Source organism: Achromobacter marplatensis, assembly GCF_002209535.1.
Classification (GTDB): Bacteria; Pseudomonadota; Gammaproteobacteria; order Burkholderiales; family Burkholderiaceae_B; genus Achromobacter; species Achromobacter marplatensis.
In genome coordinates, this window is sequence record NZ_NJIG01000009.1 from 24,563 (window position 1) to 36,951 (window position 12,389).

At 66.7% G+C, this 12,389-nt stretch carries 7 protein-coding genes and 1 pseudogene; 5 read left to right on the forward strand and 3 right to left on the reverse strand.

The genetic code is table 11. The features are described from left to right. Positions 1-191: 191 nt before the first annotated feature. Complete coding sequence (gene cphA / locus CEY09_RS20970; RefSeq protein ID WP_088590149.1) at positions 192-2,762, reverse strand: cyanophycin synthetase; 2,571 nt, start codon at positions 2,760-2,762, stop codon at positions 192-194. 14 nt (positions 2,763-2,776) lie between these two features. Next, the gene (cphA, locus tag CEY09_RS20975) at positions 2,777-5,392 is read right to left on the reverse strand and encodes a cyanophycin synthetase (RefSeq protein WP_088590150.1); all 2,616 of its coding nucleotides are present in this window, start codon (positions 5,390-5,392) and stop codon (positions 2,777-2,779) included. Between the two features lie 270 nt (positions 5,393-5,662). Between cphA (CEY09_RS20975) and CEY09_RS20980 the strand changes: the two genes are divergently transcribed. Next, positions 5,663-7,948 carry a cyanophycin metabolism-associated ABC transporter gene (locus CEY09_RS20980; protein WP_088590151.1) on the forward strand — a complete coding sequence of 762 codons (2,286 nt, stop codon included), beginning with the start codon at positions 5,663-5,665 and terminating at the stop codon, positions 7,946-7,948. A 21-nt stretch (positions 7,949-7,969) separates the two neighbouring features. Then, positions 7,970-8,440 carry a cyanophycin metabolism-associated DUF1854 family protein gene (locus tag CEY09_RS20985; RefSeq protein ID WP_006225173.1) on the forward strand — a complete coding sequence of 157 codons (471 nt, stop codon included), beginning with the start codon at positions 7,970-7,972 and terminating at the stop codon, positions 8,438-8,440. Positions 8,441-8,449: 9 nt separating this feature from the next. Here the strand turns inward: CEY09_RS20985 and CEY09_RS20990 are convergent, their stop codons facing one another. Further along, positions 8,450-9,580, reverse strand: a complete 1,131-nt coding sequence (locus tag CEY09_RS20990; protein ID WP_088590152.1) for a GNAT family N-acetyltransferase — start codon at positions 9,578-9,580, stop codon at positions 8,450-8,452. Between the two features lie 97 nt (positions 9,581-9,677). Between CEY09_RS20990 and CEY09_RS20995 the strand changes: the two are divergent. From CEY09_RS20995 to CEY09_RS21005, 3 genes and pseudogenes are all read left to right on the forward strand, one after another. Further along, a pseudogene (locus CEY09_RS20995) lies at positions 9,678-10,531 on the forward strand (ferritin-like domain-containing protein). Positions 10,532-10,586: 55 nt separating this feature from the next. Continuing rightward, positions 10,587-11,810 (forward strand): lytic murein transglycosylase, encoded by a 1,224-nt coding sequence (locus CEY09_RS21000; protein ID WP_088590153.1) that lies wholly within the window; start codon positions 10,587-10,589, stop codon positions 11,808-11,810. Between the two features lie 111 nt (positions 11,811-11,921). After that, positions 11,922-12,335 (forward strand): YidB family protein, encoded by a 414-nt coding sequence (locus tag CEY09_RS21005; protein WP_006225169.1) that lies wholly within the window; start codon positions 11,922-11,924, stop codon positions 12,333-12,335. Positions 12,336-12,389 lie beyond the last annotated feature (54 nt).

Here is a 12,389-nt window from a genome sequence, read left to right on the forward strand (position 1 = left end):
TTGCAGCGCTATCTTGTTGACGCTGGCCGCCATGGCGGCCGTGGGATGCACCCACGTGACGGACCGCTACCAGGCGTCGGCGCCTGTGGAGGCCTCGCGCGGCTGATGCGGGGCAGGGCATGACGGTAAAGCAAACGGGGCGCCAGAGCGCCCCGTTTGCATTGCCGCAAGAGCGGCGGACAGCGGTCGGATCAGCCCTCGGCGATGCGGCGGGCGATGTGGTCCAGCGCTTCTTCCACCTGGTCGACCAGGATCAGGCACAGGTCACCGGCCGTCAGACGCGAGAGGGCCGTGTCGATGGCCAGGAACTCGCCGTGGATCTCTTCGATGTGGGTCGTGCGCGGCGCGCCGACCAGGCCCTCCTGCAACAGCGCCAGCACTTCGCCGTCGGCGCGCCCGCGTTGGCATTGGTCCTGATACAGCAGCACGTCGTCGAACGCGGCGCCCAGGATCTCGGTCTGCATGCGGATGTCTTCATCGCGACGGTCGCCCGCCCCGCTGATGACGACCGAGCGCCGCTTGGCGGGCATGGCGTCCACGGCGCGCACCAGAGCCAGGATCGCATCGGGATTGTGGCCGTAGTCCGCGATCACCGTGGCGCCGCGATGCTCGAACACATTGAAGCGTCCCGGAGCCGTCTGGGCGTCGTTCACGAACGTGGCCAGGCCGCGGCGGATGATGTCCCAGTCCAGGCTCAGCGCCCAGGCGGCGGCGATCGAGGCCATGGCGTTTTCCACCTGGAACGTGATCGTGCCGTTGCGCGTGAGCGGGATGTCGGCCAGCGGGAAGCGGACCTCTTCCGTGCCCTGCGCGGCAACGATCGCATCGCCGTCGCGGTACACCGAGCGCAGGCCTTGCGCACGATGCGTGGCCAGCACGGGATGGTTGCGGTCTTCGGCGAAGTAGGTGATCGAACCCGGGCAGCTCGCGGCCATTTCGGCCACGATGGGGTCGGCGGCGTTCAACACGGCAGTGCCCGTGGGATGCACGTGCTGCACGATGACGCGCTTGACCACGGCCAGGTCTTCCACGGTGCTGATGTAGCCCAGCCCCAAATGGTCGCCCATGCCGATGTTGGTGACGATGGCCACGTTGCAGCGGTCGAAGGCCAGGCCTTCGCGCAGGATGCCGCCGCGCGCCGTCTCGAACACCGCGGCGTCCACGTCGGGATGCATGAGCACGCTGCGCGCGCTGCGCGGGCCGCTGCAGTCGCCGGTGTCGATGCGCAGGTTGTCCACGTAGACGCCGTCGGAATTCGTCATGCCGACGCGGTTGCCGGCCGTGCCCAGCAGGTGGGCGGTGAGGCGCACCGTGGTGGTCTTGCCGTTGGTGCCGGCAACCGCCACGACCGGGATGCGGCCGTCGTCGCCGTCGGCGTACATGTTGGCGATGATGGCCTCGCCCACCGCGCGGCCCTTGCCGAACGACGGGTTCAAGTGCATGCGCAGGCCGGGCGCGGCGTTCACTTCCACCACGCCGCCATGCTGGTCTTCCAAAGGGTAATGCACGCTTTCCGCAACGACGTCCACGCCGCAGATGTCCAGGCCGATCATGCGGGCCGCCGACACGGCGCGCGCCGCCATTTCGGGGTGCACTTCGTCGGTCACGTCGGTGGCCGAGCCGCCGGTGCTGAGGTTGGCGTTGTTGCGCAGGAAGATCAGCGTGCCCAGCGGCGGCACGGAATCGGCGTCGAAGCCCTGCTTTTTCAAGGTGGCCAGCGCGATGTCGTCAAAGCGGATCTTGGTCAGCGAGGTGGCGTGCCCGTCGCCGCGCAAAGGGTCCGAGTTGACCTGGTCCACCAGTTGGCGGATGGTCTGCTGCCCGTCTCCGGTGACTTGGGGCGGATCGCGGCGCGATGCGGCCACGAGCGCGCCGCCCACCACCAGCAGGCGGAAATCGTGGCCCGGGATGTAGCGTTCGACGATGACTTCCGAGCTGACTTCCTCGGCCACTTCAAAGGCCTGGATGACGCGCTCGCGCGTTTCGATGTTCACGGCCACGCCGCGTCCCTGGCTGCCGTCGCGCGGCTTGACGACGACGGGGCCGCCCAGCTCTTGCGCGGCTTCCCAGGCGGCTTCCGCCGTGGTCACGGAACGGCCCATGGGCACCGGCACGCCGGCGGCGTCCAGCAGCATCTTGGTCAGGTCCTTGTCCTGCGCGATCGATTCCGAGATAGCGCTGGTCAGGTCGGTTTCAGCGGCCTGGATGCGGCGTTGCTTGCTGCCCCAGCCGAACTGCACCATGCTGCCCTGGGTCAGGCGGCGAAAGGGGATGTTGCGGGCGACGGCGGCATTCACGATGGCGCCCGTGCTGGGCCCCAGGCGCACGTCTTCGTCCAGTTCGCGCAGGCGCTTGAGCGCATCGGCAAAGTCGAACGGGGTGTCGTCCAGCGCGGCGCGCACCAGCGCTTGCGCCAGCTCCATCGCCAGCTTGCCGACTTCCTCTTCGCTGTATTCGACCGCCACCTGGAACACGCCGGGCTCGATGGTCGACGAGGTGCGGCCAAAGGTCACGGGGCAGCCGGCATGCGCCTGCATCGTCAGCGCCACGATCTGCAGGACGTGGGCGATCGACACGGCGCCTTGATGGCCTTCCGGGCGCATCAGGCCGATCTGCGGCAGCCGCGCGCGCAGGCGGGCTTCGAACTCGGGCAGATTGTCGATGGAGCACTCGGCGTCGGCGCAGGACACGATGGCCTCGATCGCGGTGTTCTTGCTCCACAGATTGGGGCCGCGCAGGGCTCGGATACGGGAAACTTCCATGGCAGGTATTCCTGTCAGTATTGTTGAATCCAGCGGCGGACCAGATCGATGGTGGGGCCGGAGAATGCTTCGTCGGATTGCAGCAGGGCGAAGTCGCCGGCCGCAATGCCGTTCAGCACGCTCTCGATGGCCTTGCCATGGTCGGGCTCGTCCTGGATGTCTTTCACGCGGCTGCCTTGCGACAGGCCCTGGCGCAACAGCGCGCGCGCCTGGCCCTCGGGGCGCTTGCTGTTGACCGTCTTGTCGTCGTAAAGCACAACGCGGTCGAAGGCGTCGCCCAGCAGGCGGCCTTGCTCGATCAGGTCCGCGTCGCGGCGGTCGGCGCCGGCGGAATAGACCGCGGCGCGGGTCGCCGACGGGAACTGGTCGATGGCGGCGATCAGCGGGCGCAGCGCCGACGCGTTGTGCACGTCGTCCACGACCACCGTGCTGCCGTTGCGTTCGAACAGCGTGAATTGCCACGGCGCATCGGCCTGGTCGATGTCGAAGGTCTCGATGCCGGCGCGGATCAGTTCCACGGGAATGTCCAGCGCCCAGGCGGTGCCCACGGCGGCCAGCACGTTCTCAACCTGGAAGGCCACGCGGCCGCCATGCGTCAACGGGATCGCTGCCACGTCGGCCAGCCGTTCTTCGCGGGCGCCTTGCGCCAGGATGATGCTGCCGTCGCGCACGTACACGGCGCGGCCGTCCTGTTGCAGATGGGCGGCGATGGCGGGCAGGGCGGGGTCGATGCCGAAGAAGATCACGGCGCCGTCGCAGAGCTCGGCCATTTCCACCACGCGCGGGTCGCGTGCATTGAGCACAGCGGCGCCGGTGGGCAGGACCACGTCGACCTGCGTGCGGAACACATTGAACATGCGCTCCGTTTCGTTGATGTCGAAGTCGCCCAGGTGGTCGGCGTCGTCGATGTTCGTGACCACGCCCACCTGGCAGCGGTCATAAGCCAGGCCCTGGCCCAGGATGACGCCGCTGTCGTTTTCGATGACGGCGGCATCCACGTTGCGGTTCATCAGGAGGCGGGTGCCCGAGGCGAAGTCGGCGCGGTCGCCCTTTTGCACCAGGCGGCGGTCCAGGTAGAGCCCTTCGCTGCAGGCCAGGCCGGTGCGCTTGCCCGACAGGTGCAGCAGGCGGGCCACCAGGCGCGCGACCACGGTCTTGCCGTTGGTGCCGGTGACACCCACGATGGGGATGCGGCCCGCGTCGCCTTCGGGGAAAAGGTGGTCAACGATGGCGCGGCCCACCGGGCGCGGCGTGCCGTCGGCCGGCTTCAGGTGCATCAGCAGGCCCGGGCCCGCGTTGACTTCCACGATGGCGCCGCGCTGCTCGTCCAGGGGGCGCGAGATGTCTTCGGCCACCAGGTCCACGCCGGCGATGTCCAGGCCCACCACGCGGGCGGCCAGCGTGACGGTGGCGGCAATGCTGGGGTGGACGCGGTCGGTCACGTCGAAGGCGACGTTGCCGCTGCGTTGCACCAGCACGCGTTGGCCGTCGTCCGGCACGCTGTCTTCGGACAACCCCTGGCGCGCGATTTCCAGCCGGGCGGCGGAATCCAGGCGCACCGGGTTCAGCGGATGGTTTTCGGTGCGGCCGCGGCGCGGGTCGGTGTTGATCTGGCTGTCGATCAGTTCGGTGATGGTCGACTTGCCGTCGCCCGTCACCCAGGCCAGTTCGCCGGCGGCTGCCGCCACCATGCGATTGCCGACCACCAGCAAGCGGTGCTCGTTGCCCAGCACGAAGCGTTCGACGATCACGCCGCTGCCTTCGTCCACCGCAACGCGGTAGGCGGAAATGACTTCGTCGCGGGTCGTCAGGTTGGTGAACACACCGCGGCCATGGTTGCCGTCATAGGGCTTGACCACGACGGGCAGGCCGATGTCTTCGGCCGCTTCCCAGGCGTCGTCTTCGCTGCGCACCAGGCGGCCTTCCGGCACCGGCACGCCGCAGGTCGACAACAGCTCCTTGGTCAGGTCCTTGTCGCGCGAGATCCCTTCGGCGATGGCGCTGGTGCGGTCGGTTTCGGCCGTCCAGATCCGGCGCTGGGCCGAACCGTAGCCGAACTGCACGAGGTTGCCCTCGAACAGGCGAATGTAGGGGATGTCGCGGTCGTCGGCGGCATCCACGATGCAGGCCGTGCTGGGCCCCAGGCAATGCTTGTCCACCAGGCTGCGCAGGCGCGCGATGGTGGCGGGCACGTCGAACGGGCGGTCTTCGATGGCGGCCATGACCAGGTCGCGCGCTTCGTTCAGGGCGGTGCGAGTGACCTGCTCCTGCCACGCCCGCACGACGACCTTGTAGACGCCGCGGGTCGAGGTTTCCCGGGCTTTGCCGAAACCGCCGCGCAATCCGGCCAGATTCTGCAATTCCAGGGTGACATGTTCAAGAATGTGGCCGGGCCAGGTGCCTTCTTTCAAGCGGGCCAGGAAGCCGCCGCGTACGCCGGGGCTGCAACGGTGCTCGATCAGGGTCGGGAGCCATTCGGAAAGGCGCTCGTAGAACCCGGGAATGGTGTTGGACGGAAAATCCTCCAATTCACCAATATCCACCCATGCTTCAAGGACCGGGCGATACGTCCAAATGTTCGGGCCGCGCAAAGCCACGACATCGAGAAATTCAATGTCTTTCTTTTTCATGTTTTAATTTACTTGAGAAGCAGGTTGGCACGCGCGGACGCCCCTATGCAAGACCGCGAATTTATTGGCGAATTTATGGGGATGCGCCTTAAGAATAATGCCAACGAGTGGGGGATCCCAGATATTCCTAATTAGAAAAATCGGCTGATACTATACGACGCCTTCAAGGCGTGAACTCGTTGTGTTGTAAGGAAGGGACACGTTTGCCGCCGTGGGTGGTAAACCGGTTGCCGCCTAGTAGGGCAGAGTCCTGGCCCGGTATGCGTTCCAATGAAAAAACCACACCTGCTTTCCGGCCTTGCCGATGCCTTTCCTGCCCGCTGGCGGGACGAAATCCGCGCTGAATTAGCGGAAGACGAAAGCCTGCTGGCCTGGGTTGAAATAGACCTGGATCAACGGCTGAAGTTCCACCCAGGGTTGGTCGCCGCGACCGACCGCCGGCTGTTGGCTCGCAATGCCGACGATACCGGCTGGGAATCCTGGGTCTATGGCCCCCAATTAACGCTGAACCTGAGCGACCACGCCGGCGCCGCCGTGCTGGAACTGCACGATGATACGGCCCGCCTGGCGATCTGGCGTTTCACGCTGGCCCGCAATCCGGCCGCCTTGCGCCTCCTGGCCCAGTTCGAAGGGCAGCAGGCGATCCGCCTGTCCGGCCATCAGGAAGAGCCGCGCGCCGAACGCACCTGCACCAACTGTAATAACGTTATTCCCGCGGACGAGGAAGAATGCCCCGCCTGCCACCAGGAGCAGGCGGCGCCGTCGACCACCTGGGCGCTCCTGCGCCTGTGGCGCTTCGCCCGCCCGTACCGCGGTCCGTTGCTGGCCGGCTTCATCCTGACGCTGCTGGGCACGGCCGCGACCCTGGTGCCGCCGTACCTGACCATGCCGCTGATGGACGACGTGCTGATCCCGTTCCAGAACGGTTCGCCCATCGACTACAGCAAGGTCCGCCTGTACCTGGGCGGCCTGCTGGCGTCCGCTTTCCTGGCCTGGGGCCTGGGATGGGCCCGCACCTATATCCTGGCCTGGGTCAGCGAACGCATCGGCGCCGACTTGCGCACGACCACCTATGAGCATTTACAGCAGCTGTCGCTGGAGTATTTCGGCGGCAAGCGCACGGGCGACCTGATTTCGCGCATCGGCAGCGAAACCGACCGCATATGCGTGTTCCTGTCGCTGCACCTGCTGGATTTCGCCAACGACATCCTGATGATCGTCATGACGGCGGTGATCCTGGTATCCATCAACCCGTGGCTGGCACTGGTCACGCTGGTGCCGCTGCCGTTCATCATCTGGATGATCCACGCGGTGCGTGACCGCCTGCGCCACGGCTTTGAAAAGGTCGACCGCATTTGGTCCGAGATCACCAACGTGCTGGCCGACACCATCCCGGGCATCCGCGTGGTGAAGGCATTCGCCCAGGAAAAGCGTGAAGTGGCGCGTTTCCGCGAAGCCAACAACCGCAACCTGGAAGTCAACGACCGTGTGAACACGACCTGGTCGCTGTTTTCGCCCACCGTCACGCTGCTGACCGAAGTGGGCCTGCTGGTGGTGTGGATCTTCGGTATCTGGCAGGTGTCGCAAAAGCAGATCACGGTGGGCGTGCTGGCCGCGTTCCTGGCGTATATCGGGCGCTTCTACATGCGGCTGGATTCGATGAGCCGCATCGTCTCGGTCACGCAGAAAGCGGCGGCCGGCGCCAAGCGCATCTTCGACATCCTGGACCACGTATCCAGCGTGCCGGAACCGCAGAATCCGGCCAAGCTGCCGCAGATCAACGGCCGCATCGAATTGCGCGACGTGGGGTTCCGCTACGGCAACCGCCAAGTCATCCGCGGGCTGGATCTGACCATCGCCCCGGGCGAAATGATCGGCCTGGTGGGGCATAGCGGTTCAGGCAAGAGCACGCTGATCAACCTGATCTGCCGCTTCTACGACGTGTCCGAAGGGGCGGTGCTGGTGGACGGCGCCGATATCCGTTCGGTGCGCGTGGCGGATTACCGCCGCAACATCGGGCTGGTGCTGCAAGAGCCGTTCCTGTTCTTCGGCACCATCGCCGAGAACATCGCCTACGGCAAGCCCGACGCGACGCGCGATGAGATCGTGGCGGCGGCTCGCGCCGCCCATGCGCACGAGTTCATCCTGCGCCTGCCGCACGGCTATGACTCGCTGGTGGGCGAACGCGGCCAGGCCCTGTCGGGCGGTGAACGCCAGCGCATTTCGATTGCCCGTGCGCTGCTGATCGATCCGCGCATCCTGATTCTGGACGAAGCCACGTCATCGGTGGACACCACGACCGAAAAGGAAATCCAGAAGGCGTTGGACAATCTGGTGCGCGGCCGCACCACTATTGCCATCGCCCACCGCTTGAGCACGCTGCGCAAGGCCGACCGCCTGGTCGTGCTGGACCGCGGCCAGATCGTCGAGCAGGGGCCGCACGAAGAATTGATGGCCCGCGAGGGCGCCTACTATCGCCTCTACCAGGCGCAGGCGCGCCAGGCGGAAGCCGACGCGCAGGCGTCGGGCAGCGAAGACATGGCCGCCGTGGCCTGACACGGAACCGGGATTATCGTCATGACGTTGCCGTCTTTTCAGCTGCGCCGCAACGCCTTCGGGCGCCTTGAATATCAATCCGCCGACGGCGAGACGCACGAAGGGGTCATCCCCGTGCGCGCCTTCCCGATCAGCGAAGCCGGTCGTGGCCTGTCGCTGGTGACCAGCGACGGCCACGAACTGGTGTGGATCGAACACCTGACCGACGTGCCCGAGGGACCGCGCGCGCTGATCGAAGAAGAACTGGCGGGCCGTGAATTCATGCCCGAGATCCGCAAACTGGCCAGCGTGTCGACCTACGCCACGCCCAGCACGTGGAAGGTGGAGACGGATCGCGGCCCCACGTCCTTCGTCCTGCGCGGCGAAGAAGACATCCGCCGGCTCAGTCCGCAGACGCTGCTGATCGCCGACAGCCACGGCATCTTCTATCTGGTGCGCGACATCCTGTCGCTGGACAAGCACAGCCGCAAGCTGCTCGACCGCTTCCTGTAAGCCGCCAGGCTAGGGGCTGCGCTTGAACGGCGTGTGGCCTTCCAGTTCGCCCAGGTAGTCGGTCACGGCCGAGGTCTCTTCGTCCAGGAAGTTCTGGATCGCCTCGGCAAATCCGGGGTGGGCGACCCAATGCGCCGACCACGTCGGCGTGGGCAGCAGCCCGCGCGCCATCTTGTGTTCTCCCTGCGCGCCGCCTTCGAAGCGGGCGATGCCATGCGCAATGCAGTACGCGATGGACTGCATGTAGCAGGTCTCGAAATGCAGTCCCGGCACGTATTCCGTCGCGCCCCAATAGCGGCCGTAGAGCGCATCGCCGCCCGCCAGGTTCAGCGCCGCGGCGACCGGTTCGCCGTGGCGTTCGGCCAGGATCAGCACGAAGGAGTCGGGTTGTTCGCGGTGCGCGCGCACGAAGAAATCGCGATTCAGATAGGGCGGGTTGCCGTGTTGGAAATAGGTGCGGCAATAGCAGTCATAGAAGAAGCCGAGTTCCGCATCACCGATCTCGCTGCCGCGCAGCCAGCGGTACGACAAGCCGGCCGCCGCGACCTTTTTCCGGTCTTGCCGGATCTTCTTGCGCTTGTCGTGGCTCATCATCCCCAGGAATGCGTCGAAGTCTGCATAGCCGGGATTGGTCCAATGGAACTGCACGCTTTCGCGGATCATGAAGCCCGCCTCGCGCAGCACCCGCATGTCGGCATCCGACGGAAACAGCAGATGCAGCGACGACACCTTGATCTCTTCGGCGAAGGCGACCAGGCCGCGCACCAGCGTGGCGCGGTCTTCGTCGTTGGCCGCCAGCAGTCGCGGCCCCGTCACCGGGGTGTAAGGGATGGCCGACAGCAGCTTGGGGTAGTAGCGCATGCCGTGGCGCTGGAAGGCGTCGGCCCAGGCATAGTCGAACACGTACTCGCCGCGCGAATGCGATTTCAGGTAGAGCGGCGTGGCTGCCGCCAGCGCGTCGTCGCGCCAGAACGCCAGGTAATGGGGTGCCCAACCCGTGGCGGGGGACGCGCAGCCGGTCTCGTGCAGCGCGCACAGGAAGGCGTGCCGCAGAAAGGGCTGGTCGCCGGCCAGCGCGTCCCATTGCTGGGCGTCGATGCGGGACAGGTCGGTTTCAATGGTCAGGCGCAGGGAATCCATCCGTGAATGATAAAGTCATCGCCAACGCACGGTATTGAAACCGTTGTTTTTTTCAGGGTTTGACGCGGCGCTTCGGCGCTTGGGGTTTGCAATCATCATGGACAGCAACACGATCCCTTCCGCCCAGGTTGGGGCATGTACGGACTGCCTGCGCGGGCAGGCGCTGGCGGCCCTGGCCGCTGCAGCGTGGCCCGAGAAAATGGCGGCGGTGCGCGCCATCACCGATGGCGCGACGCTAGACCGCGCGCGGGAGTTCGCAGCGCCTGCCGGTTTGCCCGGGCGTCCGCCGCGCCTGCCGGTTTGCCCGGGCGTCCGCCGCGCCCGGAACTGGTGGCGCCCGCCCTGGTCAAGCACCGTTCCATGGCGACCCAGGAAGGACGCGCGGCGCTCTTGCACGCGCTGGCCCACATCGAATTCAACGCGGTCAACCTGGCGCTGGACATTATCTGGCGCTTTGCCGGCATGCCCGAAGCCTTCTACCGGGATTGGCTGCGCGTCGCCCGCGAAGAGGCCTATCACTTCGACCTGCTGCGCCAGCGGCTGGCGGTGCTGGGTTTCTCATACGGCGATTTTCCGGCGCACAACGGCCTGTGGGACATGGCCGAGCGGACGCGTGGCGACCTGCTGGCGCGCTTGGCGCTGGTGCCCCGCACGCTGGAAGCACGCGGCCTGGATGCCTCGCCCATGATCCGCAACAAGCTGGCCGGCGCGGGGGATGCGCAAAGCGCGGCCATCGTCGACATCATCCTGCGCGACGAGATCGGCCACGTCGCCATCGGCAACCACTGGTTCAAGCTGCTGTGCGTGCAAGCGGGCCGGGAACCGGTGGCCTGCTATGCCGAATTGGCGCAGCGTTACGATGCGCCCCGGCTGCGCGGCCCCTTCAACCTGGAGGCGCGCCGCGCCGCAGGCTTCGACGACGACGAACTTGCCGCGCTGCAGGCGGGCTGACGGGATCGGTCCCGTCTTGCCTGACTCGCGCCGCTTATCCCAAGGCACCCCAAGCATGAAGTCCCTATTGGCCACCGCGCTCTCCGGCGCCGCCTTGACCCTGCTGGCGGGCACCGCCCCGACGGCGCAGGCCGCGGAACCCTTTGCCGCCTGCCTGTCGCAACTACGCGGCCCCGGGCTCAAGGCGGGTGTGTCGGGCGCCACCTTCGACACGCATACGGCCGGGCTCGCGCCCGACATGGCTGTGATCGATCTGCTGGATTCGCAACCGGAGTTCAAAACGCCGATCTGGGACTACATGGCGGGCCTGGTCGATGACGAGCGCGTGGCGGACGGGCAGGCCGGCATGGCGCGCTGGCAGTCCGAGCTGGACCGCGCGGCGTCGCGCTATGGCGTAGACCCGGCCACCATCGCCGCCGTGTGGGGCGTGGAAAGCAATTTCGGCCGCACGCTGGGCGGCCGGCCGTTGCTGACGTCGTTGTCCACGCTGTCCTGCTTTGGCCGCCGGCAGGCCTATTTCCGCGGCGAATTCTTCGCCACCCTGAAGATCATCCAGGACGAGCACATCGCCCCCGACCGCCTGGTCGGCTCGTGGGCAGGGGCATTCGGCCAGACCCAGTTCATGCCGTCCACCTACTTGCGGCTGGCCGTGGATTTCGATGGCGACGGCCGCCGCGACCTGGTCGACAGCGTGCCCGACGCGCTGGCGTCCACCGCCAACTTCCTCAAGCGCGCCGGCTGGAATCCCGCACTGGCGTGGGGCTACGAGGTCAAGCTTCCCGCCGGCATCGACACGGCGGGAGCAGGCCGCAAGAACAAGCGTCCGATGTCGTCCTGGGCGCGCCAAGGCGTGACACGGGTGGACGGGCAGACCCTGCCGGCCGGCGACCTGCCTGCCGGCCTGCTGCTTCCGGCGGGGCGCAACGGCCCGGCCTTCCTGGTCACGCGCAACTTCGACGCCCTGTATTCCTACAACGCAGCGGAAAGCTATGCGCTGGCCATTGCCCATTTGTCCGACCGGCTGCGCGGCGGCGGCCCGCTCGTGCAGCCCTGGCCGACGGATGACCCCGGGCTGTCGCGGGCGGAACGGCGCGAGCTTCAACGGCTGTTGATTGCCAAAGGCTATGACGTGGGCGAACCCGATGGCATGATCGGCGCTCGCACGCGCCAGGCCTTGCAAGCGGCGCAGCGGGAACTGGGCCTGTCGGCTGACGGCCGCGCGGGGCAGAAGGCGCTGAAGGCCCTGAAGGCGTCGGCGGCGGCCAAGACCTCGGGCTGACCGGCCGCGATTTACAAGTTTTGCAAAGATCCGGCCCCAGGTAACGGGGCTGACATGCGTTGCGCCAGCAGCGGCCCTATACTGGTTTTCCGACTTTTCTGGAGCATTGCGATGAGTCTGTTGGATACCTTGGCCTCGATGGCCGGCGGCGGTCAGCAAGGGGGCTCGGCATCGCTGCTGCCCGCGCTGATCGAGCAACTGAACAAATATCCGGGTGGCCTGAGCGGCCTGATCGCCAGCTTCCAGCAGGGCGGCTTGAGCGAGATCGTCGCGTCATGGGTAGGCACGGGGCAGAACCTGCCCGTCAGCGCCGATCAGCTCGGTTCCGTGCTGGACCCCGGCGTCGTCAATGACCTGGCGGCCAAGACCGGCCAGGACACCGATTCCGTGCTGGGTTCCCTGTCTTCGCTGCTGCCGCAGCTGGTGGACAAGGCCACGCCGGAAGGCGCGGTGCAACCGGGGCAGCAATTCAACCCGACCGATCTGCTGGCGTCGCTGTCCGGCCTGTTCGGCAACCGCGGCTGAAGGCGGCACGGGATTTTCGCCTGACACGCCGTCTGGTTGCATCCCCCTCCCGCC

Excerpts from the sequence above, each read along its gene's own strand:
- cphA (WP_088590149.1), bottom strand. The coding sequence starts at position 2,762 with ATGGAAGTTTCCCGTATCCGAGCCCTGCGCGGCCCCAATCTGTGGAGC.
- cphA (WP_088590150.1), bottom strand. The coding sequence starts at position 5,392 with ATGAAAAAGAAAGACATTGAATTTCTCGATGTCGTGGCTTTGCGCGGC.
- CEY09_RS20980 (WP_088590151.1), top strand. The coding sequence starts at position 5,663 with ATGAAAAAACCACACCTGCTTTCCGGCCTTGCCGATGCCTTTCCTGCC.
- CEY09_RS20985 (WP_006225173.1), top strand. The coding sequence starts at position 7,970 with ATGACGTTGCCGTCTTTTCAGCTGCGCCGCAACGCCTTCGGGCGCCTT.
- CEY09_RS20990 (WP_088590152.1), bottom strand. The coding sequence starts at position 9,580 with ATGGATTCCCTGCGCCTGACCATTGAAACCGACCTGTCCCGCATCGAC.
- CEY09_RS21000 (WP_088590153.1), top strand. The coding sequence starts at position 10,587 with ATGAAGTCCCTATTGGCCACCGCGCTCTCCGGCGCCGCCTTGACCCTG.
- CEY09_RS21005 (WP_006225169.1), top strand. The coding sequence starts at position 11,922 with ATGAGTCTGTTGGATACCTTGGCCTCGATGGCCGGCGGCGGTCAGCAA.